The organism is Halocynthiibacter namhaensis, assembly GCF_000812685.1.
GTDB classification, from domain to species: Bacteria; Pseudomonadota; Alphaproteobacteria; order Rhodobacterales; family Rhodobacteraceae; genus Halocynthiibacter; species Halocynthiibacter namhaensis.
In genome coordinates, this window is the sequence record NZ_JWIF01000056.1 from 222,027 (window position 1) to 247,143 (window position 25,117).

Annotated in this window: 23 protein-coding genes; 12 read left to right on the forward strand and 11 right to left on the reverse strand. The window is 53.1% G+C overall.

The genetic code is table 11. From position 1 onward, the window contains the following. Positions 1–7: 7 nt before the first annotated feature. The 5 genes from RJ38_RS09060 to RJ38_RS09080 form a co-directional block, all read right to left on the reverse strand. Positions 8–601, reverse strand: coding sequence for a glutathione S-transferase family protein (locus RJ38_RS09060; RefSeq protein WP_039018523.1), 594 nt, complete (start codon positions 599–601; stop codon positions 8–10). A gap of 8 nt (positions 602–609) precedes the next feature. Then, complete coding sequence (gene holA / locus RJ38_RS09065; protein ID WP_039018524.1) at positions 610–1,632, reverse strand: DNA polymerase III subunit delta; 1,023 nt, start codon at positions 1,630–1,632, stop codon at positions 610–612. Beyond that, positions 1,629–2,117, reverse strand: coding sequence for an LPS assembly lipoprotein LptE (gene lptE, locus RJ38_RS09070; RefSeq protein ID WP_039018525.1), 489 nt, complete (start codon positions 2,115–2,117; stop codon positions 1,629–1,631). Before lptE ends, holA begins: the two co-directional genes overlap by 4 nt. Continuing rightward, positions 2,104–4,677 carry a leucine--tRNA ligase gene (gene leuS / locus RJ38_RS09075; protein WP_039018526.1) on the reverse strand — a complete coding sequence of 858 codons (2,574 nt, stop codon included), beginning with the start codon at positions 4,675–4,677 and terminating at the stop codon, positions 2,104–2,106. The genes lptE and leuS overlap by 14 nt, the downstream gene beginning before the upstream one ends. Positions 4,678–4,773: 96 nt before the next feature. Further along, positions 4,774–5,286, reverse strand: coding sequence for a DUF3576 domain-containing protein (locus tag RJ38_RS09080; RefSeq protein WP_039018527.1), 513 nt, complete (start codon positions 5,284–5,286; stop codon positions 4,774–4,776). Positions 5,287–5,567: 281 nt separating this feature from the next. On the opposite strand from RJ38_RS09080, the gene RJ38_RS09085 reads away from it, so the two are divergent. Both RJ38_RS09085 and RJ38_RS09090 read left to right on the forward strand, forming a co-directional pair. Then, the gene (locus tag RJ38_RS09085) at positions 5,568–6,518 is read left to right on the forward strand and encodes a porin (RefSeq protein ID WP_039018528.1); all 951 of its coding nucleotides are present in this window, start codon (positions 5,568–5,570) and stop codon (positions 6,516–6,518) included. Between the two features lie 101 nt (positions 6,519–6,619). After that, the gene (locus RJ38_RS09090) at positions 6,620–7,273 is read left to right on the forward strand and encodes a YggS family pyridoxal phosphate-dependent enzyme (RefSeq protein WP_039018529.1); all 654 of its coding nucleotides are present in this window, start codon (positions 6,620–6,622) and stop codon (positions 7,271–7,273) included. Here the strand turns inward: RJ38_RS09090 and RJ38_RS09095 are convergent. Together RJ38_RS09095 and ribA are read right to left on the reverse strand one after the other, a co-directional pair. Then, the gene (locus RJ38_RS09095) at positions 7,264–7,776 is read right to left on the reverse strand and encodes a L,D-transpeptidase family protein (protein WP_039018530.1); all 513 of its coding nucleotides are present in this window, start codon (positions 7,774–7,776) and stop codon (positions 7,264–7,266) included. The two genes, RJ38_RS09090 and RJ38_RS09095, sit on opposite strands and share 10 nt — an antisense overlap. Further along, on the reverse strand, positions 7,773–8,864 hold the full coding sequence (ribA, locus tag RJ38_RS09100; RefSeq protein ID WP_039018531.1) for a GTP cyclohydrolase II: 1,092 nt from the start codon (positions 8,862–8,864) through the stop codon (positions 7,773–7,775). Before ribA ends, RJ38_RS09095 begins: the two co-directional genes overlap by 4 nt. A 194-nt stretch (positions 8,865–9,058) precedes the next feature. Here ribA and RJ38_RS09105 point away from each other — a divergent pair, with 194 nt between their 5' ends. Beyond that, positions 9,059–9,745 carry a response regulator transcription factor gene (locus RJ38_RS09105; RefSeq protein ID WP_039018532.1) on the forward strand — a complete coding sequence of 229 codons (687 nt, stop codon included), beginning with the start codon at positions 9,059–9,061 and terminating at the stop codon, positions 9,743–9,745. Positions 9,746–9,944: 199 nt separating this feature from the next. Here the strand turns inward: RJ38_RS09105 and RJ38_RS09110 are convergent, their stop codons facing one another. Together RJ38_RS09110 and RJ38_RS09115 are read right to left on the reverse strand one after the other, a co-directional pair. Continuing rightward, positions 9,945–10,700, reverse strand: coding sequence for a LytTR family DNA-binding domain-containing protein (locus tag RJ38_RS09110; RefSeq protein WP_039018533.1), 756 nt, complete (start codon positions 10,698–10,700; stop codon positions 9,945–9,947). 214 nt (positions 10,701–10,914) lie between these two features. Beyond that, entirely contained in the window at positions 10,915–12,147 is a 1,233-nt protein-coding gene (locus RJ38_RS09115) for an MFS transporter (protein ID WP_039018534.1), read from the reverse strand. A 93-nt stretch (positions 12,148–12,240) separates the two neighbouring features. Here RJ38_RS09115 and xth point away from each other — a divergent pair, with 93 nt between their 5' ends. Further along, the gene (xth, locus tag RJ38_RS09120) at positions 12,241–13,029 is read left to right on the forward strand and encodes an exodeoxyribonuclease III (protein ID WP_039018874.1); all 789 of its coding nucleotides are present in this window, start codon (positions 12,241–12,243) and stop codon (positions 13,027–13,029) included. 46 nt (positions 13,030–13,075) lie between these two features. Here xth and RJ38_RS09125 read toward each other — a convergent pair whose 3' ends face one another. Then, positions 13,076–14,497 carry a DUF2793 domain-containing protein gene (locus RJ38_RS09125; protein ID WP_039018535.1) on the reverse strand — a complete coding sequence of 474 codons (1,422 nt, stop codon included), beginning with the start codon at positions 14,495–14,497 and terminating at the stop codon, positions 13,076–13,078. Positions 14,498–14,676: 179 nt separating this feature from the next. Here RJ38_RS09125 and RJ38_RS09130 point away from each other — a divergent pair, with 179 nt between their 5' ends. The 3 genes from RJ38_RS09130 to RJ38_RS09140 are packed head-to-tail and all read left to right on the forward strand — an operon-like array spanning position 14,677 to position 16,453. Next, complete coding sequence (locus RJ38_RS09130; RefSeq protein WP_039018536.1) at positions 14,677–15,597, forward strand: thioredoxin family protein; 921 nt, start codon at positions 14,677–14,679, stop codon at positions 15,595–15,597. A gap of 26 nt (positions 15,598–15,623) precedes the next feature. After that, positions 15,624–16,259 (forward strand): LON peptidase substrate-binding domain-containing protein, encoded by a 636-nt coding sequence (locus RJ38_RS09135; protein WP_039018537.1) that lies wholly within the window; start codon positions 15,624–15,626, stop codon positions 16,257–16,259. Beyond that, entirely contained in the window at positions 16,256–16,453 is a 198-nt protein-coding gene (locus tag RJ38_RS09140; protein WP_039018538.1) for a Trm112 family protein, read from the forward strand. The genes RJ38_RS09135 and RJ38_RS09140 overlap by 4 nt, the downstream gene beginning before the upstream one ends. Positions 16,454–16,456: 3 nt before the next feature. On the opposite strand, the gene RJ38_RS09145 is transcribed toward RJ38_RS09140, so the two are convergent. Beyond that, the gene (locus RJ38_RS09145) at positions 16,457–17,719 is read right to left on the reverse strand and encodes a UbiH/UbiF/VisC/COQ6 family ubiquinone biosynthesis hydroxylase (RefSeq protein ID WP_039018539.1); all 1,263 of its coding nucleotides are present in this window, start codon (positions 17,717–17,719) and stop codon (positions 16,457–16,459) included. A gap of 49 nt (positions 17,720–17,768) precedes the next feature. Between RJ38_RS09145 and RJ38_RS09150 the strand changes: the two genes are divergently transcribed. The 5 genes from RJ38_RS09150 to RJ38_RS09170 all read left to right on the forward strand — a co-directional run bounded on the left by RJ38_RS09150 (position 17,769) and on the right by RJ38_RS09170 (position 25,040). Next, positions 17,769–19,100 (forward strand): amidase, encoded by a 1,332-nt coding sequence (locus RJ38_RS09150; protein WP_039018540.1) that lies wholly within the window; start codon positions 17,769–17,771, stop codon positions 19,098–19,100. Between the two features lie 293 nt (positions 19,101–19,393). After that, positions 19,394–22,585: a DNA translocase FtsK gene (locus tag RJ38_RS09155; RefSeq protein WP_039018541.1), complete on the forward strand. Its 3,192-nt coding sequence runs from the start codon at positions 19,394–19,396 to the stop codon at positions 22,583–22,585. Between the two features lie 157 nt (positions 22,586–22,742). Then, positions 22,743–23,135 carry an adenosylmethionine decarboxylase gene (gene speD, locus RJ38_RS09160; protein ID WP_039018542.1) on the forward strand — a complete coding sequence of 131 codons (393 nt, stop codon included), beginning with the start codon at positions 22,743–22,745 and terminating at the stop codon, positions 23,133–23,135. A 3-nt stretch (positions 23,136–23,138) separates the two neighbouring features. Continuing rightward, on the forward strand, positions 23,139–24,431 hold the full coding sequence (locus RJ38_RS09165) for a rhomboid family intramembrane serine protease (RefSeq protein WP_039018543.1): 1,293 nt from the start codon (positions 23,139–23,141) through the stop codon (positions 24,429–24,431). Positions 24,432–24,464: 33 nt separating this feature from the next. Continuing rightward, entirely contained in the window at positions 24,465–25,040 is a 576-nt protein-coding gene (locus tag RJ38_RS09170; protein ID WP_039018544.1) for a hypothetical protein, read from the forward strand. Positions 25,041–25,117: the final 77 nt, after the last annotated feature.

Genomic DNA, 25,117 nt, shown 5'->3' on the forward strand with positions numbered 1-25,117 from the left:
CTCATGATTAGTCTCTCATTGCGAGGGTGCGCCGATAGGCGTCACGTGATCGCAACCGTTTGGCATAATCCTGCAGGATAGGTTCTGAAATTTCAAAACCCGCGCTTTTTGCCCAATCGAGACAATGGGCAAGGATGAGGTCTGGCACAGTCATCACACCGCCCATAAGGAAATCTTTTCCATCAAGGTCAGGGGCGAGGGCAGCCATGTTGCGCGCCAGTTCTTTTGCAACGGTGTTGCGCACTTCTGGGATGCGTTCGTCTTCTGGCAAGTAATGATCATGACGACCTGCCATCCAAAGTATGGAATCAAACTCGTCCAAGATCCTTTGGGTGAACCCATCTTGTTGCGCCCGTTCAAGGGTGCCTGTTTCAAATGTGAATTTCGCGTGACGATCAGCGAGGAACTGAACAATCGCGGTGGAATCAGTTAGAACCGTTCCTTCAACGATCAATGCAGGGATTTTGCCGGTGGGATTGATGGCGCGGACCTCATCCGAGCGCGCGGAGGCTGCGTTTCGCGTATAGGCGGCGCCGATTTCCTCGAGCATCCAAAGAACACGGCGGGTGCGCGAGCGGATCGCGCCAATGACTTCATACATGTTTTTTCCTATCGGCGGGCAAGCATTGAAAGGCGAATAAGGGTGCGCTCCATCGCGGCGTTGGCGGGGGCGTTGGATGTTGACCTGAGTTGAAGGTCGGTCTCGGTCAGCATTTGAAGGGCTTGTTCCAAACGGCGCAATCCCCATGTGTTGGCCTGTTTGGTCATACGATCGCGACGCGGGCCGAAGACAGGCGGGCGCAGCCGGGCAATGCCTTGTGACGGCCCGCCGGGGTCAGAGGCCGCGGCGTGCAAGGTGCGGAAATGGCGCATAGTGCCGATGCAAAGCGTGACAGGCAGTACGCCTTGGCTTTTGAGGCGTGCCATCAAGGGGCCGATGTCTGCGGTGCGGGCCTCGGCCACGATATTGAGCATATCATCAAGGGCGGCTTCTGTTGAAGTGGGTGCGACGGCTTCGATATCAGTCTCTGTTACAGGGGAATTGTCGTTTCTTTTGTAGAGGCCCAGCTTTTCGATCACCTGGGCAAAATCACCGGGGTCAAGGCTGCGCGATAGGCTTTCAATGGCGCCCATCGCGTCATTTGGGATATTGGACAGATTTGCCTTTTGCAGCATCTCTTCGATCTCTTCGCGACCGGGTGGGTCATCGTAAATGCCAACCGCAAAGGCATTGCGATGCCCTTCAAACAGTTTGCGCATCTTTGATGTGGCCTTCAACGCCTTGGCGGTGACGATGACTTGTGCATCCCCCATCTGCCAATCATCTAGCGCCGTTTGCAGGGCGGGAAATGCAAATTCGGTGGCTTCTTCGACAAAAACCACGCGTGGACCGGGGAAAAAGCCTTGGGCTTTCATAGCGTCGGTAAGCTGTGCAGGATCTTTACGCAATTCCGCACCATTGATCCGCGTTAGGCGCATTTCTTCTTCGCCCTTTGGACCGACAAGTGCTGCGATAAGTTGCTGGCGCTTTAAGGCAACGCGCATCGCATCTTGCCCATAGATCAAAAGCCCGGTTTTCGCCGGGTCAGGCTTTGCGAAATAGCGGTTTGCTTCGCGGCCAGCTAGTTTCATTGGGCGATCTGGTCGCTGGCCAGCAGCAGTCGTGCGTAAACTTGATCTGCCATGATGAACATCAGTCGTTGATGTGCGTCACGCTGTGATGACAGCGTCGAAACCGTGTTTCCGGTTGCAGCATAGCTGGTGAAGTTTTCGATTTTGCCTTCAAGAACGGATGTACCCGACGCAAGATCAGTCAAAACATAGTTCACTTGGCCGTGAATGTTGTGACGTGTTGTCACTTGTTCGGGTGTGATCCCCACAGATTCTTGGGATGTTGTGAGCGTGTAAGACAGCTCCCATAGTGTATTTGTTGGCTGGCCCAAACGTTCTTCCAGGCGGCGCGTAAGATCAAAACTGTCCCGGTCGTTGGGGGCCATGACCTCGATTCGAGACGGCAAGGCCGCCCCGCTGGCACCGGGTGCAAGGGCGGGGCTAAAGCCGCAACCAGTGAGGGTTGCGACTGTTAGGATAAGAGAAAGGCGTTTAAACAACCACATTGATAATGCGTCCCGGAACTACGATCAGTTTCTTTGGCGCATTGCCATCAAGCGCCTTTACGACAGCATCCTGCGCGAGCGCGATTTTTTCAATCTCTTCTTTGCTCAGATCCGCAGGAACTGTGATTTCGCCGCGACGCTTGCCGTTGATTTGGATTGGCATCGTGACGCTGGCTTCAACCAACATTGCCTCGTCTGCAATCGGCCAAGGGGCATTGATCACCAGACCTTCACCACCCTGATGGGCCCAGATGTCTTCCGCGATATGGGGCGTCATAGGGGCCATCAACTGCGCAAGGGTCATGATCGCTTCGCGCTGTGCATTAAAGCTGGCTTTGGTTTTGTGAATCACATTGGTAAAACCGTAAAGCTTTGCGATTGCTGCGTTAAAGCCAAAGCTTTCGACACCCAAGGTCACATCACGGATGGCCTTATGCGTTTCGCGCAGAAGATCTTCGTCACCCGTGCCTTTGGCGTCCTTGTCCATTTCGCCGATACGATCACAGATGTTCCAGACACGGTTCAGGTGTTTCGCGGCAGCTTCTGCACCAGAGGCCGTCCATTCCACATCCCGTTCGGGGGGGGAATCAGACAGAACAAACCAACGGGCTGTGTCGGCGCCGTAAGAATTGATGATTTCGATTGGATCGACCACGTTGTTCTTGGATTTCGACATTTTCGCGGAAGGTGTGACCTTCAGTTCTTCGTCGGTGCCTTTGACATAAGTCTTGCCGTCGCGCTTTTCGATCTCTTCGGGATAGTGATACAGCGTGCGCCCCTCGGGAGTTTTGCGTGTCGTGTTCTCGTAGATTTCATGGGTGACCATGCCTTGGGTGAACAACGCATCAAACGGTTCAATCGCTTTGTCTGGCAGGTGACCACAGATCTGCATCGCACGCGCAAAGAAACGCGAATACAGCAAATGCAGAATCGCGTGTTCAATGCCGCCGATGTATTGATCGACGTTCATCCAATATTCGGCCTCGGCCATACCGGTGGGGGTGGTGGCATTTGGCGCGGTGAAGCGGGCGTAATACCAGCTGGAATCAACGAAAGTATCCATCGTATCAGTTTCACGCAGCGCATCTGCACCACAAGATGGGCAGGCACAATTGCGCCAGCTTGGGTGACGATCCAGCGGATTGCCGGGGATCGAGAAATCAATATCTTTGCCATCTTCATCAAACGGCAGCTCAATCGGCAGGTTTTCCTTTTTCTCAGGAACCACGCCACAAGCATCGCAATGCACCACGGGAATCGGGCAACCCCAATAGCGTTGGCGTGACAGACCCCAATCGCGCAGACGGAACTTGGTCACGCCTTCGCCCCAGCCGTCTTTTTCGGCCAGATCAATGGTTACGTTGATGGCCTCTTCGCCGGTTGCCTCATCAAGGCCCGCAAAATGGTTAATCCATTTCACCTTTTCGGATTTCATTGGAACGAATGCTTCGTTCTCAACCGGGGTTGGATTGTCGAGCGCAAAGAAGGTGTCGATCACTGGCAGGTCGTATTTGCGGCAGAAATCAAGGTCACGTTGATCATGGGCGGGGCAGGCAAAGATCGCACCTGTGCCGTAATCCATCAAAATGAAATTCGCGATCCAAACGGGCAATTCAGCGCCAGTCAGCGGATGTTTCGCTTTGATGCCCGTGTCATAGCCCAGCTTCGGCGCGGTTTCGATTGCTTCTTCTGTGGTGCCGCCTTTGCGACATTCCACAAGGAATTCAGCCAGTTCAGCGTTTTCGGCCTCAAGCTGTTTTGCAATCGGGTGATCGGGCGAGATGCCAACAAAGCTTGCGCCATTTAGCGTGTCAGGGCGGGTTGTATAGACGGTGATCGGGTCTTCACCGTCCACGCGTTCAAAATCAAATTGCAGCCCGCGCGACTTGCCGATCCAGTTTTCCTGCATCAGGCGCACTTTGGCAGGCCAGTTTTCCAGATCATCCAAAGCGGTCAGCAATTCATCGGAATGATCCGAGATCTTGAAGAACCATTGCGTCAGCTCACGGCGTTCAACAGGGGCACCGGAACGCCAACCACAACCGTTTTCAACCTGTTCATTCGCCAGAACGGTCATATCGACCGGATCCCAGTTCACCACTGCGTTTTTGCGATAGACGAGGCCTTTGTCGAGAAAATCGAGAAACAAAGACTGTTGTTGGCCGTAATATTCAACATCGCAAGTGGCAAACATCCGCGACCAATCAAGCGACAGGCCAAGGGGCTTCATCTGCTCGACCATGGTGTCGATGTTCTCGTAAGTCCAGGTTTTGGGGTGGCCGCCAATCGCCATTGCCGCATTTTCCGCAGGCATACCAAAGGCATCAAACCCCATTGGGTGTAGAACAGAGAGCCCACATGACATCTTATACCGCGCGATTACGTCGCCCATAGTATAGTTGCGCACGTGCCCCATGTGCAGCTTGCCGGATGGGTAAGGGAACATTTCCAGCACATAGTATTTCTCACGCGTTTCATCACGTTTGGCGGTGAAGACCCCGGCCTTTTCCCAGGCCTCTTGCCATTTTGGTTCAAGATCGGATGCGGTGTAGCGAGACATATGGTCTGGTCCTTTACGTGAAAACGCCGAGCGATGGGCCCGGCGTTTTCATAATCGGTGATTGGGCTGTGGTCCAGAGCGGACGTTATAGATGTATTACAGTTTGCCTTCGGCAATACGCAACTGGCGGGCTCGCGTGAGAATCGCATCTTCAACGGCACGACGGGTGTCGGCATCAACTGCGCGGCCACCGCGGGTTTGTAGCGAAAGGTTCAAGGAACGCGCATCAAGGGCGGGGTCCGTGATATAAACAGTCGCGCGATAGCTGCGATTACCGCCGGGTGGGGTGCCGTAACCAGTAGAGATCACACCAGAAAACGGATCAGCGGTTTGAATTGGTAGGAAGTTCAACGTTTCAAGGCTGGCGCGCCAGATGTATTTGTTGACCTCAAGCGTGACGTTAGAATCATCACCACTGTTGAAGATATCCCAGATCGTTTCACGACCATTGCCGGCTTGTTCTTGTTTTAGCTGTTCAATTGCGGGGGTCTGACTGCGATTCGTGCCACTGTATTGGTCGGTCCGGGCTGATTTGTTGCCGCCGCAAGCAACGAGAGACATCACGGCAAGGGTGATCGCCAGTTTTCCAATGGATTTTCTAAGTGTCATATCGTCTGTCCTGAATTATCCTGCGCTTTCTCTGTTATAGGTGTGGAAGAAACCGAGCAAGGTTTTTCACTTGTTATATAGTGCGATCTGATTTTTTTGCGCGGAGAGCTGCCGTTGGGCGCGAAAATGGACTGTGGCAAACCTGCACCAGGCCCAATGACTTTCGAAATCAGATGCGGGCTTTTCTTGATTGAGGCGGGAAAAACAGAGAAACACCCTCATACCCGGTTCAGATTCCCCTGAATTGGGATGCACCTTTGAATTCCATGAGGGATAACAAAATGAACAAAATTCTTCTCGCGACTACCGCACTTGTAGCAACAGCTGGCGTAGCGTCTGCTGAAGTATCTCTTTCTGGTTGGGCTGAAATGGGCCTGATCGGTGGCGACGCATACCCAACAACACAGTTCCACACTGGTGTTGACGTACGCTTCACACTTTCCGGTGAAACAGATGGCGGCCTGACATTTGGCGCAACTATCGATCTAGACGAAGCTACTGCTACTCAGTCTGCTCCTGGTGTTGCTCCTGCTACTGCGAACCAAGCTACAAAAGCTGCTGTATTTATTTCCGGCTCTTTCGGCACAGTAACAATGGGCGACACCGACGGTGCGCTTGATTGGGCAATGCAAGAAACTGCAATCGGTTCTTCTATCGCTGATGACCACACTGAGCACGCTGGTTACAACGGCAACTCCGTACTTGACGGCGCGCCAAACGGCAACGTTCTGCGTTACGACAACACCTTTGGTGATTTCGGCGTAGCAGTTTCTGCTCAAATTGATGGTACAGGCTCTGCTACTATCGACAACACATTCGGTCTTGGTCTGAAATACGACGTTGCTCTCGGCGGTTTGGACCTTGGTCTTGGTCTTGGTTACCAAGATAACGGCACAAATGGCATCGTTGGTCTGTCTGTTGACACCACTTTCGCAAACGGCCTGCGCGCAATCCTGAACTACACTGATCTGGATAGTGCTGCTGTTTCTGGTCTGGCAATGGACAAGCACGTCGGTCTTGGCCTTGGCTACACATCTGGTGCCCTGACTGTTTCTGCAAACTACGGTGAATATTCTGGTGTTTATGCTGCACACGATCGTGATGGTTTCGGTGTTGCCGTAAACTATGATCTGGGTGGCGCTTCTGTACAATTCGGTTACGGTTCAGACCGTAGTCGTGCGACAATTACAAGCGAAGAGTCTTGGTCTCTTGGCCTGGCGATGTCCTTCTAATTTAGAAGAACATTTCTTATAAGGAAGGGCGGGATTTATTCCCGCCCTTTTCTTTTGTGTAAAAGTATTGTTTGACTGGGCCAAATATTATGGGGCCTGCTATGTCACTTTCTGAAATCACCACAAAAATCGAAAAAGAAGAAACCCGCGTTGGGCGGCCTGTTGGAAGCACCCAACTAATTGCGGTTTCTAAAGTGCAGCCCAACGGGCGGGTTGAGGCTGTTTTGCGTGAAGGTCACCGTCTGTTTGGTGAAAACAAGGTGCAGGAAGCCGCAGGAAAATGGCCCGGATTTCGGGAACAGTTTTCTGATGTGAAAGTTCACCTGCTTGGCCCCCTGCAAACTAACAAAACCCGGCAAGCGATGGAATTGTTTGACGCCATCCATTCCGTTGATCGCCCAAAACTTGCAAATACGTTGGCGCGTTTGGCGCAGGAAATTGGGCATTGCCCAGATCTGTTCATTCAAGTGAACACCGGCGAGGAAGATCAAAAGGCGGGTGTCATGCCACGTGATGCTGATGCGTTTATCAAAGACGCGCGTGCATTGGATCTGCCTGTTGTTGGGCTGATGTGCATTCCCCCGGCAGACGAGGAAGCATCGCTTCACTTTGCGTTGCTGCGCAAAATTGCAGCGCGCAACGGTGTTGAAGGCCTGTCCATGGGCATGAGCGGTGATTTTGAACGTGCCGTTGCGCAGGGTGCCACCCATGTGCGGGTTGGGTCTGCGATTTTTGGGGCGCGTGATTACGGCTGATGGGCCACGATTAAACGCGCGCCCGGGCGAAGATGTTCGACAATCCAACGCAGATCAGTCCGTTTGAAGGCGATGCAGCCTTCGGTGCCAAACCCGGGGCGGCGCCATTGATGGATGAAAATCGCTGAGCCCTTGCCAGGGCTCGCATTAGGCCAATTCCACGATGTGGTCAGCACCAAATCGTATAATGGATCGGCCCGGCGTAGCGTTTCATGGCTGAAAACATATTGCGCCGCGTTCACGAGATGGTTGTAATTCGGGTCTTTCACGTCATCCGACCAGAGATCATTCAGGCGAAGGGGGGTTATGGGCAGTGCTGAATTGGGGCGTGCGATGCGGTCCGGGCGATAGAACCCGCCAGTAATGGCGTGTGATCCGCTAGGGGTCGCGCCATCACCTTCGCATTTGTCTTGCTTGATCCCGCCCTTACCGATTGAGCAGGGAAACAAACGACCCAAAAACCGAATGCCACGGGGGGTTAGAACAAGATCTTGGGGCGTCACAAGAGGTGCCCTGATTTCTTGGCTTTGGTCGCAAGATAGGTCCGATTTTGATCGGTTTCTCCGACTTTCAAGCCAACGCGTTCGACAACTTCGATGCCCATATCCTGCATTTTTGCGACTTTGGCGGGGTTGTTCGTCATCAATCTGACGGATTTGAAACCAAGCTTTTTCAGGATTTCAGCGCCCGTGCGAAAATCGCGTTCGTCATCTTCAAAGCCAAGGCGGTGGTTGGCCTCAACTGTGTCAAACCCTTGATCTTGCAAGGAATAGGCGCGCATTTTATTTGCAAGCCCGATGCCGCGCCCTTCTTGGTTTAGGTAAAGCAGTATACCAGCGCCGTTTTGCCCCATTGCGGCTAGGGCCGCGTTTAGCTGCGGTCCACAATCGCATTTTAGTGATCCGATGACATCACCAGTGAAACATGCAGAATGCAGGCGGGTTAAGGCGGGCTGATCACGATCTGGGCTTCCAATTTCAACGGCGTAATGTTCGCTGGATCCGTCATTGGTGCGGAACACATGCAGGCGCCCAGCTTCGGATACCGTCATCGGCAGGCGAGCATGCACGACCTGGGTCAGCGCATGGGCGTTCTGCATCAAATGCGTGCTGTCGTGGGCGTTAATGACGGTCAAATCATGGTCGCGCGCAAAGGTGTCAGAGTTTTCCAGGTATATATATAGTATGGCGGGCAGAATTTGAGCGGTTTTGGCCAGCTGAATGGCGGTTTTGGCGTGGCTGCAATCGCCGCCACGCAGTTCCTGCCACGGGCCTTTCATCGGGTGCAGTAGATCGTCTGCGGGATCGGCCATGGCGCGCACCCAAGCGACTCCGGCGTCGCGGGGCAGGGCCAAACGTGCAATATCACCATCATAGGCGCGGATCTTTAGGGTTTCAGCGCGACGCGATGTCAGGGTCAGGGTGACGTCACCCTGATTGCGCATCTCTGTGAGGCGATCGGTGCTGACGGCTTCGGCACTGATGGCGAGAATACCTGCGCCGTCTTGCGACAGAACCACACCCATGCCCATGCGCAGATCAGAGCGCGCCCGCGCGAGTCGTTCTGCGATGGTCGGAAAGAGAGAGCTCATGGGGATTGGCCGCGGATTGTTACAGGTTCAGTTGAGACATAATGAATTTATATGAATTTACCAGGGAAATTGAAACATATCGCGGGTTACAGACACGAGCGCGTGAGAAAAAGTGCCAGGCACTTGAGAAACTTCTGTGGCATACTCAAATGAAGGTCAAGCAAACGCACACATATAGTCACAAGGAAACAATAATGAGCACCCTTAAAAAAATCCTGCTTGTTGATGATGATGAAGATCTGCGCGAGGCGCTGTCAGAACAACTTGTGATGACCGAAGACTTCGACGTGTTTGAAGCCGCTGACGGTGCTGGCGCGATGGAAAAGGCCCGCGAGGCGATCTATGATCTGGTGATTTTGGACGTTGGCTTGCCTGACACAGATGGTCGTGAACTTTGTCGTTTGATGCGCAAGCAAGGCGTGAAATGCCCAATCTTGATGCTGACAGGACATGATTCAGATGCGGATACCATTCTGGGGCTTGATGCCGGTGCAAATGATTATGTGACGAAGCCGTTTAAATTCCCTGTTCTGTTGGCGCGTGTGCGTGCACAGCTGCGTCAACACGAACAGTCCGAAGATGCGGTATTCCAGCTTGGTCCATATACGTTCAAACCCGCGACCAAGATGCTGATCACCGAAGATGACCGCAAAATTCGCCTGACAGAGAAGGAAACAAATATTCTTAAGTTTCTGTATCGGTCCACCGATGGCGTGGTTGCCCGCGATGTTCTGTTGCATGAAGTTTGGGGTTATAACGCGGGTGTCACCACGCATACGCTGGAAACACATATTTATCGCCTGCGCCAAAAGATCGAACCGGATCCCTCAAATGCGCGCCTGTTGGTGACTGAATCAGGTGGCTATCGTTTGGTCAGCTAACCCCATCCCGTGGTGCCGGGGGTATGGCACCGTTCTCCCTGTTGGACTGACCCGGTTTAGGCCGGGTCTTTTTTTTGCAATGCGCTTTTATCCAAGGGAATGGTCTTGGTCCAGGTGCGCACTGCGGAAGCACGCCCGCGCGAGACGGGAATGGTTTCTCCGGAATTGAGTTCCAACACCAATTTTCCATCTTCACGCTTCAATGCTTGGCTGCGCGACGTGCGACCCACCACGACCGATGAACGAGCATCCCATCGACTTCATCCAGGACCGCGGCGGCTTTACTGATGCTAAGGCGCGTCATGTCGGTTCTATTGATACAGGTGATTTCGACATAATGTTCCTGGGCCTGGATGGTCTGTAGCATTCGAGTATCCACCACCAAGTCGCCGATTTGCACCAGATAATGGTCGGTTGACCGAAGTTCTGGCATGGGCGGGGCGCTTGCAGGGCGAGGAGTATCTGTCGGCGTAATGGTTGGGGCGGCGGGGTTCAATCTATGTTGATAGACGGGCCAAGCGAAAACCACGAGACAGAATTCGAAACCAACAACAAATATCCAACTTCGAACAAATTCGATATAGCTGATAACCGAATAATTGGGAACGACATCGAATAGAATGAGTATGCTGATGGCGATCCAGACAATGCAGAATGAGACGACGGTTGAAATGAGCACACTTGGCACGGCCCGATCTGGCCATTTGCGCCAAAAGGTCGCCGATAGGCATGCCATGATGATCCACCACAGAAGAACGCAAAGCGATGCGCACATAAGCCAGTAGGAAAATCGAAAAATCAGGGTGGCCTCGGCATCAAATTTCAGGTTTTTGAATGATGTCAGGAAAATCGAAAAGCCGATCACACAGCCAATTGTCGCCTTTCCCAATAGAAATTGCGTTGCTGCGGCCAGGTCTGCTCGCAGCCGTGTACCGTTCGTGACAAATAAATGCACTTCGCGGCAATCACCTTTTTTATTGGGTTTGTCATGGCAGTAAAGTTACATCAGGTGTGGTTGTGATTGTTTTTGTTACTAAGTGTACCCCCCTTTTCGATGTCTGCTGCAAGCATCGTTGTACGAGTACGGGCCAGTGTTTGTGAGTTCCTGATAAGCGTTCGTCGCGTGGCCCAACGATGAACGCAGTTTCCGCCGGAAGAATTCCGGTGCCTTAAAACCTGAGGCGAACTGAACCATATACAAACAGTATTACATTACCGATTGCCGCAATAACCCACGGCAGGCGTAAAGACAATTCCCGTTCTATTACGGGTTCCGCTAGGTAAATAATATACCCCGCTGCAAATGCGCCAATAGGCATCATTCCCCACCCGAAGAAACGGTAGATGGAATTCACCCTGCCTAATAAGTTATCAGGGATAAACCGCTGGCGATAAGAAACCGTTACGATGTTCCATAAAATTGCGGCAAACATTTCGATAAACAGCGCGATTGCGACGATCCATAGGTTGGATGTGAGGAAAATCGCAAAGGCGGGCAATGGGAACAGCGCGAGCGCAGTCAGCACGCTGTTTCGTTGCCCTAGGCGTGCAATGATCTTAGGGCAAAGCAATCCGCCAGCCACGCCGCCAAGTGCCCCTGCCGTCATCAATACCCCATGCATGAAGGCACCAAGGCCTAGGATCTCTTGTGAGAACAACACAAAGACGGTCATCGTCATAGTGCCAAGCGCATTGAGCAGCCCAAGCATCAATGCAAAGCGCAAAATGATTTTGTGCTGCCACATCCAATGCATGCCTTCTGACAGTTCTTTTAGAAACTGGCGTCGCTTTGGTGGGGCGAATTTAGTGATCCGAATGCACCACAGCGCCCAAGCGGACAGAGCAAACGCAAGCAAGTTGGCGCTGAAGGGCAGTGGGACCCAAAGTGCGATCAAGATCCCCGCCAGCGGAGGGCCAACAAATGACCCCATAATTTGTTCGGCACTCCACATTTGGCCATTGGCTGTTTCAAGCGTGCTTTTGGGCACAATCGAAGGCAGCATGGTTTGCGCGGCGTTGTCACGAAACACCTCAGCGGTGCCCATCAGGAACGCGATCAACGCTAAAACCCAGATCAGGTTGTTCCCGCCTGTTGTTTGCGGCAGGGCTGGGCCTGAAAAAATCACGGCAATAATGCCCAGAGTTAGGATCACGCGAAACACATCGGCTTGCACCATCAATAAGCGGCGATCCAGGCGATCCGTCAGCACCCCAATTGGCAAGGAAAACAGAAACCAAGGCATGCGCATGGCCATGGCAACCATCGCAATCGCAAAGGGATCACGCGACAGCAGCGTTGCCAGCCAAGGCAAAGCCATAGCCGCGATACCATCACCAAGGTTGCTGATTGAAGAGGCTGAGAACAGCAGGCGATAGTTCCGGTTCGTGCGCAATAATTCCATATGTCGAGCTTTGCACAGGATCAAAGCATTGGCAAAGTGATCCTCGCGGAATATACATGGTTTGTTCTTCTTCGCCTTCCAAAGGATACTTCAATGGCTTTCACTCTTGCGACATGGAATATCAACTCAGTGCGTCTGCGAGAGCCGATTGTTCTGAAGCTATTGGAAGAACAGGCCCCTGATGTCTTGTGCCTTCAGGAATGCAAAAGCCCCGTGGATAAGATCCCAACTGAGGGTTTCCGTGCGCTGGGCTATGAACATATGGTTGCCAGCGGCCAGAAGGGTTACAACGGTGTTGCGATCCTATCCAAAATTCCGATGGTCGAAGCCGCCTGCCAGGATTTTGCAAGTCTTGGACATGCGCGTCATATCGCGGGGCGCTTGGAAAACGGTGTCACCATTCACAACGTCTATGCGCCCGCCGGTGGGGATGTCGCGGATCGCGAAGTGAATGAGAAATTCGGCCAAAAAATGGATTATTTCGCCGAGATGCGCGATTATTTCATCGCCAATAGGCCAGAGAAATCAATTCTTGTTGGTGATTTGAACATCGCGCCCAGGGAAGATGATGTTTGGGATCACAAAAAGCTTTTGAAAGTGGTCAGTCACACCCCGGTTGAGGTCGCCTTGTTTGAGGAAACCCGTGAAAGCGGTGGCTGGCATGACGTGACCCGCGCAGACATTCCCGATGGCAAGCTATACAGTTGGTGGTCCTATCGTGCGAAGGATTGGGATGCTGCGGATAAGGGGCGTCGCTTGGATCATATTTGGGCGTCGGAAGATATCAAGAACACAGCCCACAGCAGCCGCGTGTACCGCGATGCGCGCGGATGGGAAAAGCCATCGGATCACGCGCCCGTCTTTGCGACTTTTGATATTTGATAAAAAGGCCCCGGTTCAACCTGATCAAACCGGGGTCTTTTTTCGTTTACAGGTAGACCCCACCATCGCTGGTACTGCCTGCGCTGCCCCCGGGCAAATGCGACGTGCCCGCACCATAGGTGTTGATTGAGGACAAAACCGCGGCTTCATACCGTGGACCGGTGGCCGATCCCACAAAGCTGTTGCCATCAAAGCTGGCACTTGATCCATTGGTTGCCTCGACAAAGGCGGTTGCGAAATCTGGGGTGCCGGTCAGGGTGATCGTTTGCCCATCCATTCGAAAGACGGATTTGTGATCTAGGGCGATATGGCGATCTGCATCACTTGTGATTTCAATATCGCCGACGATCGCACATTCAGCATTCTGCAGGCTGATATGGGCGGTGCCGCCTGTGCCGAACTGAATATCGGATAGGGTGATCTGGGCGTTTTCTGCACCGGTGATGCAGGCCTCGGCGGGGGCGGATGTGCTGATCTCGATACCAGAGATCGCAACAACAGCCCCGATGACATCCAATGCGCCCGCCGTACTGTTTAGGGCAACCAAGGTTGGGTTCGCGGTATTGCCCGTGATCAGAATTTCCCCTCCACCGACCAAGGGTTGATCAATCACCACCGGCGTGGTCACCGCGTGTGAACCATCCGCAAGTTGGATCGTGATGGCATGACCGCCTGCGTCGATCGAAAGAACCTCGTCCACGGCGCGTTGCAGTGTGGCAAAGGCGCCCGTGCCGCTGAACAACCCGCTGTTGCCGTCGTTGCCATTGCTGGGATCCACATACCAGGTTGTCGGGCCAGCTTGCACCGGGCGCACACCACCTGATGGAAAGCTGACGCGCCCCGTGGTGCCATCGGTCTGGAGGGCTGTGAACCAGGCACTGCCATCGCTGACTTTTAAGGCGAAATTCGTGTCGCCGCTTAGGCCCATTTCCGCGTGGCCGGTCCAGGCGCTTTGGAACAACAGGCTGGCGGTGTCACCCGCACTGTTTTTATTGACCTTCACCTGATGGCTGCTGCCCGCGTGGGTCAGAAGTGTCGCGTCAGATGACACGGCAAGCTTATTGGTTGCATCGGACGTTGTGTTGATGCCGATGCCCGCGAGGTTGTTCAAGTCACTTGCGGTTAGGTTTGGTTTGACTGGAATCCAATCGCTGCCGTCATAGGTTGCGAGCTCCATCACGCTGGTGATCATGGCAATCCAACCGATCTGTGGCGGGATGAACACCCAAGCGCCGTTTTCGCGCAGGGCGATCTGATTTTCGTGACCAGACCAATCGCCCGTCGCCCCAGCGGCAACAATAAACCGCTGCCCTTCCACTGGTGTCGTGGGCGGTGTGGCCGTGGTGCGGCTGTCGACAGACAGTTCAACCAGCACATCCAACAGGCGTAGGGCTTCGTTGTGGGTTACGTGTTTTTGCGCCTGGGATGGCGCGATATAGGGCATAGATAGAATGGGCGAATTGGTCATGGGATGGGCCTCTGCTGTGAATGGGCAAATCTGGACCTATAAACCTTTCAAATCCGCTGTGATCACGCCCGTGTCGGCAAGGTTTTGTTAACCAATTCTATCTGGTTGCGGGCTTGAATTCTGGCGCATTCCACGCCATCTAAGGGGGGAACCCTAAGGGGCCCAAAAGGGAATGAAAAATGCTTGAATTTGGAAATGAGACCGCGAATACCACTGATGCGCCAACGGACCTGATCAAAGACGGATCAGAAGCCACATTTATGGTGGATGTGATTGAGGCCAGCCAGACTGTGCCCGTGATCGTGGATTTCTGGGCGCCTTGGTGTGGTCCGTGCAAAACGCTTGTTCCTGCATTGGAGGCTGCGGTGAAAGACGCAGGCGGCAAAGTGCGCCTGGTGAAGCTGGACGTTGATAAAAACCAAGGCATTGCAGGGCAACTGCAAATCCAATCTGTGCCGACGGTCTATGCGTTTTTCGAAGGGAAACCTGTCGATGGCTTCCAAGGTGCTTTGCCCCCATCTGAGATCAAGACTTTCGTTGATAAGATCGCGGCCCTTGGCCCTGAAGAAGACAATGGCCTTGATGATGCGGTTGCTGCTGCAGAAGAGATGTTGACCGAAGGGGCTGCGGATGATGCGGCGCAAACCTTTGCAGCGATCCTTGAAGAAGACGGTCAACATGCGGGTGCTTGGGGCGGTCTTGTGCGGGCGCATTTGGCTGCTGGGCAGCTTGAGGAAGCGGAAGCCGCCCTTAACGGTGTACCTGTGGAAATTTCCGAAGCTGCCGAAATCGAAGTTGCGGCGGCCCAGTTTGATCTCGCGAAACAAGCTGCGGAAGCAGGCCCCTTGACCGAGCTGCGCGCGGCCTTGGATGCAGATGAAAACGACCACCAAGCCCGCCTTGATCTCGCGACCGCATTGCATGCGAATGGCGACACGGAAGGGGCTGTCGATATGTTGCTTGATCTGTTCCGTCGCGATCGTGAATGGAATGATGCTGCTGCCAAGGCGCAGCTGTTCACAATCTTTGACGCGCTGAAAGCAGAAGACCCCATTGTTCTGAACGGTCGTCGACGGCTGTCATCAATGATCTTTGCCTAATACGCTAAATCGGGTAGAATAGTGATATGGTATTGCCCGCAGATTTTCCAAATACGATTCCGCTGTTTCCCCTGCCTGAGGTGATCTTGTTGCCTCGGGCCCGTTTGCCATTGCATGTATTTGAACCACGATATCTGGCGATGTTTGATGATGCGTTGAAGACCAGTGACCGTATGATCGGAATTGTGCAGCCACTGGACGCGGGCGCTGAAAGCCTGCATCAGATTGGTTGCGTCGGGCGGATCACATCATTCACCGAGACCGACGATCATCGCTATATGATCACGTTAACCGGCGTGTCGCGCTTTCGAATTGATCAGACGGAAGATGGGTTTGCCCCCTATCGCCGGGCGCAGATCTCATGGGCGGATTTTGCCAAAGATGGGAACTCTGCGCTGCGTGATCCATCTTTTGATCGAGATAAGTTTCTGGCGTTGTTGCGGCGCTATTTTGACTTGCGTGATCTCAGTACGGATTGGGACCAGATCCAAGGTGCCGAGGAAGAAATGTTAGTAAACACCCTTGCAATGCTGTGCCCATTCACGATTGAAGAGAAACAAGCTTTGCTTGAGGCGAAAAATCTTGCAGAACGCCGAAGAACACTGACCGCTTTGCTGGAATATGCGATTTTTAGCGGTTCCGACACAGAGGTAATACAATGACTGAAGACGCCACAATTTCCCACGCTGAGTTCTCTCCACGCATGTTGGAAACTCTGATTTGCCCACAGACGCAAACCTCTCTGGAATATGACGCGCGCCGTCAGGAACTTATTTCACGTTCCGCGCGTTTGGCGTTTCCAATCCGCAATGGCATTCCGGTGATGTTGATCGATGAAGCGCGCCGTATTGATTGACGCTTAAACTTGCCGCCCTTGCATCAGTTTGGGCAAATCTCCGGTTAGGCCTGCAGCTTCACGGATGAAGTTCCGGCGTAGGCTTGGCATGGTGTTGACCGCGCCAAGCCCCAAGCCCCTGATGGCACGCAACAGCGGATTGTCGTTAGAAAACAAACGCACAACGCCATCCATGCCCGCGCTGAGCAAAGTGGTGTCCCAACGCCGCCATTGTTCATATCGCGCCAAAACATCGGCGGCTGCAAAATCTTCACCGCGACGTCGGGCTTCAATCACGACTTCCGCCAAGGCGCCAACATCCCGCAAACCAAGGTTCAAACCTTGGCCCGCTACGGGATGCACACCATGGGCAGCATCACCGATCAGGGCCAGGCGTTCCGACACGAAATGTTCCGCCAATGACAGGGTCAGCGGATAGGTGAACCGCGCCCCGGATAGGGAAATTTCACCTAGGAAATCGCCAAAAACGGGGCGAAGTTCTTCCATGAAGGCGTCATCATCAAGGGATGCGATATGCGTGGCTTTGTCGTCTGAGGTGCTCCAGACGATGGAGGAATGATTGCCCGGCAAAGGCAGAATAGCCAAAGGACCATCGGGCATGAAAAACTGATGTGCGGTGGCGTTATGCGGTAAGGCATGTTCAACGGAACAGACCAGTGCGGTTTGATGGTAACTGTGCCCGTTGCGTTTGATGCCTGCACGGGCAGCAACACCGCTGCCGCGCCCATCTGCGCCAACCAGCAAGCGGGTCGTCAAGCTTTCACCCGTGTCCAGACCAACAGTCACCACGGCACCGTCCACATGTTGCGAAACCACCTTTGCGCCGGAAATCTTTGTGATCAAAGGGTGTTTCTCAACGGCTTCACGTAATGCACCGGAAATAAAACGATCCTCAACCATATAACCGGTTGGACCTTCCTCAATTTCGGCGTGATCAAAGCCCATGACAAAAGGCCCGGGGCCTTCACCGGCGCGTCCATCACTGACTTTCACATTCAGGATCGGTTGGGCATTGTCATCCAGTAAATCCCAGACACCAATCGCTTGAAACAATCGCTGTGAGGCAAGCGCCAGTGCGTAACAACGCCCGTCAAAGCCTCGGATTTCGCGTGCGCCATCGGGTGCCGCATCCACAAGTGTTACGTTCAGGCCGCCATCGGCCAAGGCAAGTGCAAGCGAGGGGCCGTTCAACCCTCCGCCTGCAATCAGGATATCTGAGTCGCAGGTCATAAATTCCACTATCGCGACTGTGTGGGGATTGTCCATGCGCCGCAGTGACGCTAGCGTCATCTGAAACACAAAGGGGACGACCGGGATGGAATTTTATTGGCAAGACAAAACCGCATCTGAGCTTGGCCGGATGATTGGCAAAGGTGACATTGACCCGGTTGATTTGACGGAAGCGGTTTTGGCGCAAATTGATGGCCATGAAATGTCGGATCGTATCTATGCACGTCTTACCCGTGATCGTGCGCTGGCTGAGGCGCGTGCCGCATCCGAGCGTGCCAAAACGGGCCAACGTTTAAGTGTGCTGGATGGTGTGCCGATTTCATGGAAAGATCTGTTTGATACGGCGGGGGATGTGACCGAAGCGGGCACGGCTTTGTTGAAGGGGCGCGTTCCAGATGAAGATGCGCAAGTTCTTAAGAATGCAACGGCCGCCGGGCTGATCTGCATTGGCAAAACTCATATGTCAGAACTGGCATTTTCTGGATTGGGCCTTAACCCGATCACGGCGACATCGCCCTGTGTGAATGATATTGATGCGGTGGCTGGTGGGTCCAGTTCTGGGGCGGCTGCTTCGGTGGCCTTTGGTCTCGCACCCGCCGCAATAGGGTCTGATACAGGGGGATCCGTGCGAATCCCGGCTGCTTGGAATGATTTGGTCGGGTTGAAAACCACGTCAGGGCGTCTTTCGTTGGATGGCGTCGTGCCGCTTTGCGCTTGGTTTGATACGGTTGGGCCATTGGCAAAATCTGTTGAGGATTGCGCCCAGCTGTTGGCCTTGATGGAGGGCGGCAAGCCTGCCGATTTGAGTGGATCAAACCTGAAAGGTCGCAAGTTTTTGCTGTTGGACACGGTCGCGATGGATGATCTGCGAGATGCGCCACGCGATGCATTTGTAAGTGCTGTTGAACGCTTGCAGGCGGCAGGGGCCGAAGTGGAACGCGGGGAAGTTCCTGAAGTTGCCGAGATCATGGATTTGACCGGGGTGCTTTACACATCTGAGGCCTGGGGCACGTGGAAAGATGTGATTGAGGCCAACCCAGATGTGATGTTCCCTGAAATTTTGGCGCGTTTTCAGCTGGGACAAACCTGGACCGCATCTGAATATATCGCTGCATGGCAAAAGATGGAAAACCTGCGGGCGGGATATTTGAAAGCCACGGCGCAATATGATGCGGTGATTTTGCCGACGGCCCCGATTTTGCCGCCGAATCTGAACCGTTTGCTGACGGATCATGACTATTACATCACTGAAAACCTGCTGGCATTGCGCAACACGCGTATCGCAAACCTGATGGGTTTAATCGCGCTGACTTTACCCACTGGTGTGCCATCTTGCGGCATTTCTTTGATGACAGCCCCCAATAGCGAAGAACGCTTATTGCGGCTTGGTGCGGCGGCTGAAATGGCGTTGGCGTAAAAGAGTCACAGAAAATTGCCCGTTCACCGGGGATTACGGTGAGCGGGCTGGACAGAAGGGCTTTGTCGCCGTATTCTGGCCTTAATCGGGGCGAAATGATCCCGGAGCAGAGGCAGATATGGTTTCAAAGAGCGGGCGCAATCCCTTTCTTTTATGAATATTTTGACACACCCGGTGTATTTGCGCCGGTGTCATTTTCCATCCCTGCCAACATTATGATTACGGGTATTTTTTGCCCCAACAAAGATAACGCCGCCTTTGAAAGCGGTTAGGCAAGTGTAAGGACAGGTAAAATGGCGTCTTATCAAATCAGGCAACGTGACCCTCTTTTTGACAGTGATACACAAGCGTCTCTGGAAAAACGTAGCAAGGAATTGCTTGGCGTTGCGATGATAATTGTCGGGATCGCTTTTGTTTTGATGCTGTCCAGTTTCTCACCATCAGACCCAAGCTGGTTTGTTGCCTCAGATGCGCCGGTCCAAAATACATTGGGTACTTTGGGTGCGAAAATCGCTTGGTCATTATATTTTAGTGTTGGCTGGGGAAGCTGGGCTGTTCCAATGGCGTTGCTGGCCTGGGGGGGGCGTTATTTGCTTCACTATGGGGAAGATCGCGCGTTGATGTGCCTCATATTCCTGCCGGTAGGTATCACGATCATTTCGATTTACGCTTCGGTGTCGGTCTATGCATCATCCTTGGCCAACTCCAGCTTCTGGACGCAAAGTTTTGGCCCTGGTGGCTTTTTGGGCGCCGCCGTCGTGAGCCCCTTTCTATCCGTCATGCATAACCTTGGCGGTGTTGCTGTTTGGGTTAATCTGCTTTCAATCGCGTCTGGTATCGGCATGATTGCAATGATGTTGTTTGTGCTGGGCTTTACCCGCAGCGAACTGACGAGATTTGGCCGTTTTCTGATCATTGGTGCTGTGGTTGGCTATGCGCAAGTGATGCGTTTGCTAGGCAAAGGCGCGAAGAAGGCCAGCGCAACGGCGCAGGCTGTGAATGATGCGCGTCTTGCACGGCAACAAAATGCGCAATATGACGCTGAACAGGCCCATCTATATGCGCAAACCGCTGCGGCTGTTGAGCCCGTTGCGCCACTTCAAAGTACAGCACAGGTTGTGCGCGCAGAGGAATATTACCAAGCGCCCCCTGCTGATCCGGTGTATTATGAAGATGACTCTGTTATTGATGACACGCCACCACCTGCGCAAGAAGAGGTGAAGCAAGGTCTTTTGGCTTCGCTTTTGCGCCGCACGCCGGAACCTGAATTGGTTCAAGCTGAACCGCCCGCCTTTGCTGAGCCGCAAGAAGATGGGTCGGACCGCATCAAGTCGCGTATTTCGGATGCGATTCAAGCACGCCGCCGCCGTGTGCCGGTGCTGAAAGCAAACACCACCCGCAGTGCTGAACAGCCTCACCGTGCAGAACCACAATTGACCCGCGTCGCACCCGCAGTTGCGCCAATGGCCCCGATGCTTGCCGCCGCTATGCCTGTTGTGCCCCAGGACCCTGCGCCAATTGTGGCTGATGTTCCGATGCAGACACCAACGCCTGAACGTATGTCCGCACCCATCGACGAATACAGATCGTATGAGGAACCAGAGGATTTCAGCGACGAGCCATTGGACGACTATCCCGCCTATACGCCGTTCGCAGCAGAAGAATCTGTGCAGGAGCAGGTGGATCAAGTTGCTGAGGATATTGGCCAAACATATGCGGAAGAAGCCGCCTATGAGCGGACGTATGAACCCGCGCCTGATGAGATGGCGGATCCGTATTTCCCTGAGGTCGCTGATGTTGCCGAACCCCCCGTGGTCCAGTCACGCATTCATGCTGCGCCGATAGAAATTCCCCAGCCGCCGGTTGCGCGCGCTGTGGTTCAGCATGCGCCCAGCAAACCTGTTCAACCATCACGCCAAGCCAAGGCCGAAGCGCAGCCAAACCTGCAGTTTGATCCGAAGGCTGACGTCTACGAAAACCCGCCCCTTAGCTTGCTGGCCAGCCCGGAAGCCATTGAACGTCATCACCTTTCTGATGAGGCGCTTGAAGAAAATGCGCGTATGTTGGAAAGCGTGTTGGACGATTATGGTGTCAAAGGCGAGATCGTTTCCGTGCGCCCTGGCCCGGTTGTTACTATGTATGAACTTGAACCTGCGCCTGGCTTGAAGGCATCCCGTGTGATTGGCCTTGCCGACGATATCGCGCGATCTATGTCTGCCCTGTCTGCACGTGTGTCCACTGTGCCTGGTCGTTCTGTCATTGGGATCGAATTGCCCAATGAAAAACGTGAAATGGTTAGCTTTCGCGAGATCTTATCCGGCCGCGATTACGGCGATGGCAGCCATGCTTTGCCGCTGGCGTTGGGCAAAGATATTGGTGGTGCACCAGTCGTTGCGAACCTTGCCAAGATGCCTCACCTGTTGATCGCGGGTACGACAGGATCTGGTAAATCTGTGGCAATTAACACGATGATCCTGTCGCTGCTTTATAAGCTGTCGCCAGATGAATGTCGTATGATTATGATCGATCCGAAGATGCTGGAATTGTCTGTCTATGACGGTATCCCACATCTGTTGTCACCGGTTGTGACCGACCCTAAAAAGGCCGTTGTGGCGCTGAAATGGGTCGTCGGAGAGATGGAAGAACGGTATCGCAAGATGTCTCGCATGGGCGTGCGCAACATTGCGGGCTATAATGGCCGTGTGGAAGATGCGCTTGCCAAGAACGAGATGTTCTCGCGGACTGTGCAAACCGGGTTTGACGAAGAAACCGGTGATCCGATCTTTGAAACCGAAGAAAATACGCCTGAAAAAATGCCATATATCGTGGTCGTCGTCGATGAGATGGCCGATTTGATGATGGTTGCCGGTAAGGAAATCGAAGCGTGTATTCAACGCCTTGCGCAGATGGCGCGTGCGTCTGGTATCCATATCATTATGGCGACGCAGCGTCCGTCGGTGGATGTGATTACCGGGACGATTAAAGCCAACTTCCCAACTCGGATTTCGTTCCAAGTGACGTCAAAAATCGACAGCCGCACTATTCTTGGCGAACAAGGGGCGGAACAACTGCTTGGCATGGGGGATATGCTGTACATGGCTGGCGGGTCGAAAATTACCCGCGTGCACGGACCGTTCTGTTCTGACGAAGAAGTCGAAGAAATCGTGAACCACCTGAAAGCTTTTGGTCCGCCCAAATATATCGGTGGTGTGGTCGATGGTTTGGATGATGACAAAGCAGATAATATTGATGCTGTGCTTGGGCTTGGTACGGGGGGCAACACTGATGGCGAAGATGCTATCTATGATCAAGCTGTTGCGATTGTGATCAAAGACCGCAAATGTTCGACGTCTTATATTCAACGCAAACTTGCGATTGGGTATAATAAGGCGGCGCGTTTGGTCGAGCAGATGGAAGATTCAGGCCTGGTCAGTGCGGCTAACCATGTTGGTAAACGCGAAATTCTTGTGCCAGAACAGGCTTGATCTCATTGATAATGCCCCCGTGTGTTTCGCGTAAGCACGTGGGGGCATTTGACCTACGCCTGCGGTCAGACTATGTAAGCAAATAAGATGTTCGGCATCATATTGGGTGCGGGTCTGTGCGTCTTATTTAGCGATGATTGTTTTCGGGAATAACACTATGCAAATGACCCCTGGTCCAAATAGTCGCCTTGGGCGCCATATAATTGCTGACTTTTATGACGCTGAAAACCTGTGTGAGATGCCTCCCATCCAAGACATTCTGACCGAGGCCGCTCAGGTGGCGGATGCGACAGTCCTTGAGATGCGCTTGCACGACTTCGGCCCTGAATACGGCTTTACGGGTTTTGCTTTATTGGCTGAATCGCATATTTCGGTGCATACTTGGCCGGAACATGGGTATTGTGCGATCGATATTTTCATGTGTGGTCGTGTTGCGCCCGAGAAAAGCTTGGCCGTGTTGCGGACCTATTTCAATCCCAAGCGCGAGCATGTCCAAACGATTGACCGCGGGGCAGATGTTCACGCGGCTTGTTTGCAAAACGCATCTTAATACATGGGTGATATTCGCCAACTTTGGACGACGGTAAGTCTCTGTGCGGTTGGGCTGGTTGTTTGGGGTGTCGCAGGCCCTTTCACCAATCCAGATTCGCTGGATAATCTTACCGCGACGTTTTGGGGTGTGTTTCGCCATGGTGACCTGTTCCACTTGCTGACCAATCTTGGCTTGATCGCGGTTGCGGGTGCGAAAACGGAATGGGAAATCGGGTCACCACGTACTGCCGCTTTGGCATGTGCCTGTATTCTGGTTGGGACACTCACCCAATATCACTTGGTGGATGGACGTTTTGTCGGCCTATCTGCGGCGTCTTATGGCTTGCTTGGGTTTGCGATTATATCCGCTACACCGCGCGAGAAATACTGGACCACTTGGGGCATGATTGCAGTATTTCTTGCGTTGGAAGTACAGTTTCAATCCCAGTCCATATCGATATACACACATATAACTTCAATTCTTATCGGCGGAGGTTACGCCATGTTTGGTTCGCTTTTTGGCAGCAAAGACCCAGTTCTAAAACCCATGCAATTGTCACATATCTCACAGGTTGTTGCGATCATTGATGAAACGGATGACGATGATGCGCGTGAGGCAGAGCAGTCATTTATGCACGACGGCGTTGATGACATGTTTGTCCTGCAGCAGAGAAGTGATGTTCTTGGTGTGACTGGCTTTGGTGTCGATGAACAAGTGGATGACATTGCTTGGCTATCATGGACGTATCTTGCGAAATCGCACACGGGCGAAGGCTTGGGCAGCCAAATGATGAACGATTTATTGGGCAAGTTGAAAGATCGCGGCATCCGCAAGCTGTTCATAGCAACCAGTGACTACGATGATTTCGGAACGCCGCTTTATGCGGATGCTCATCGGATGTATGAAGATTTCGGCGCAGAAGTTGAACTAACGTTGCCAGAGTTCCACGGCGCGCGTGAAGCAAAAATTATCTATGGTCTGGGCAATCCAGAATTTGGCAATGATCATGGCATTGAGCCAGCGCAAAACACGGGCCTGCACATTAAAGGTGTCAGTTATGAGGCGGAATCTGATCGTGTGATGGGCCTAAATTGGCAAGAAACCCCTGAGGGGCTGACCGGAATGGACAAAGCCTTAACGCAAGCGCGGGCGGATCACGCCAAAATGGCGGTGGTTGCGATACCGTCGGATATTTCGGACGCGAATGGTGACGCACTTCGGTCACATGGTTTTGAAAAAAGCGGTCAACTCAAAGATTATTACCATGTTGGATTGCATCAAGACTGGTGGATGTGTTCCTTGGGGCGTAAGTAATGATTATCGAATTTTGAAATAGGGACAGTTCGTATGTTTGGACAAATTAAAACTCTTGCAGTCATTGGCGCAGCTGGCATCTTTTTGTTGGGATGTAAGTCGGAACAAACCGCAGATCTAGGTCAGGTGTTGGACCGCACAGAATTCGTGCTGAGCAACTATCAAGAATATCTTGGCACAACGGGCGCAGAAGAAGTTTCTGATGAACAAATGGCCGAGTTCACAGAATACTACACCAGCGTTTTGAATGCTGATCCGCGTTTTTATGACAAAACACTGGGCCTTGACGTTCAGGCCGATGCGACCTTCCTTGGATATGCCGATGCAAACGCAAATGGCGTTCAGGATGAAGGCGAAGGCAAAGTCTTCACCGTTGAGATTGACGAAGAAAACAATCGTTTGATCGCGACTGACGTTGCCGGAAATTCCTCGGGTCTGCGTTTCTCTGGCACAGGTTTCTTGACCGGTATGCTGCTGGGTAACTTGCTAAGCCGTCAACGTGGTGCGGGCATTTCAAAGGGCAGCTTCAACAATCGTTCTGTGACGCCTCGCAGCTCTTACCGTGCGCCAAGCAGTGCACGTGCGGGCGGCCCGCGCGCAGGCAAATAAGCCGGCCCCGATACCCGAAATTTGGCTCGGATGCGGAAACGCTCCGGGCCTTTTTTCTATCAATATAGGATTTAAGG

What these genes read in the sequence shown, in the direction of transcription:
- RJ38_RS09150 (WP_039018540.1), top strand. Translation starts at nt 17,769, where the DNA reads ATGGAATTTTATTGGCAAGACAAAACCGCATCTGAGCTTGGCCGGATG.
- xth (WP_039018874.1), top strand. Translation starts at nt 12,241, where the DNA reads ATGGCTTTCACTCTTGCGACATGGAATATCAACTCAGTGCGTCTGCGA.
- lptE (WP_039018525.1), bottom strand. Translation starts at nt 2,117, where the DNA reads ATGTGGTTGTTTAAACGCCTTTCTCTTATCCTAACAGTCGCAACCCTC.
- RJ38_RS09125 (WP_039018535.1), bottom strand. Translation starts at nt 14,497, where the DNA reads ATGACCAATTCGCCCATTCTATCTATGCCCTATATCGCGCCATCCCAG.
- RJ38_RS09060 (WP_039018523.1), bottom strand. Translation starts at nt 601, where the DNA reads ATGTATGAAGTCATTGGCGCGATCCGCTCGCGCACCCGCCGTGTTCTT.
- RJ38_RS09105 (WP_039018532.1), top strand. Translation starts at nt 9,059, where the DNA reads ATGAGCACCCTTAAAAAAATCCTGCTTGTTGATGATGATGAAGATCTG.
- RJ38_RS09135 (WP_039018537.1), top strand. Translation starts at nt 15,624, where the DNA reads ATGGTATTGCCCGCAGATTTTCCAAATACGATTCCGCTGTTTCCCCTG.
- leuS (WP_039018526.1), bottom strand. Translation starts at nt 4,677, where the DNA reads ATGTCTCGCTACACCGCATCCGATCTTGAACCAAAATGGCAAGAGGCC.
- RJ38_RS09115 (WP_039018534.1), bottom strand. Translation starts at nt 12,147, where the DNA reads ATGGAATTATTGCGCACGAACCGGAACTATCGCCTGCTGTTCTCAGCC.
- RJ38_RS09165 (WP_039018543.1), top strand. Translation starts at nt 23,139, where the DNA reads ATGGGTGATATTCGCCAACTTTGGACGACGGTAAGTCTCTGTGCGGTT.
- speD (WP_039018542.1), top strand. Translation starts at nt 22,743, where the DNA reads ATGCAAATGACCCCTGGTCCAAATAGTCGCCTTGGGCGCCATATAATT.
- RJ38_RS09155 (WP_039018541.1), top strand. Translation starts at nt 19,394, where the DNA reads ATGGCGTCTTATCAAATCAGGCAACGTGACCCTCTTTTTGACAGTGAT.
- RJ38_RS09080 (WP_039018527.1), bottom strand. Translation starts at nt 5,286, where the DNA reads ATGACACTTAGAAAATCCATTGGAAAACTGGCGATCACCCTTGCCGTG.
- RJ38_RS09130 (WP_039018536.1), top strand. Translation starts at nt 14,677, where the DNA reads ATGCTTGAATTTGGAAATGAGACCGCGAATACCACTGATGCGCCAACG.
- RJ38_RS09140 (WP_039018538.1), top strand. Translation starts at nt 16,256, where the DNA reads ATGACTGAAGACGCCACAATTTCCCACGCTGAGTTCTCTCCACGCATG.
- RJ38_RS09085 (WP_039018528.1), top strand. Translation starts at nt 5,568, where the DNA reads ATGAACAAAATTCTTCTCGCGACTACCGCACTTGTAGCAACAGCTGGC.
- RJ38_RS09090 (WP_039018529.1), top strand. Translation starts at nt 6,620, where the DNA reads ATGTCACTTTCTGAAATCACCACAAAAATCGAAAAAGAAGAAACCCGC.
- holA (WP_039018524.1), bottom strand. Translation starts at nt 1,632, where the DNA reads ATGAAACTAGCTGGCCGCGAAGCAAACCGCTATTTCGCAAAGCCTGAC.
- RJ38_RS09145 (WP_039018539.1), bottom strand. Translation starts at nt 17,719, where the DNA reads ATGGACAATCCCCACACAGTCGCGATAGTGGAATTTATGACCTGCGAC.
- RJ38_RS09170 (WP_039018544.1), top strand. Translation starts at nt 24,465, where the DNA reads ATGTTTGGACAAATTAAAACTCTTGCAGTCATTGGCGCAGCTGGCATC.
- ribA (WP_039018531.1), bottom strand. Translation starts at nt 8,864, where the DNA reads ATGAGCTCTCTCTTTCCGACCATCGCAGAACGACTCGCGCGGGCGCGC.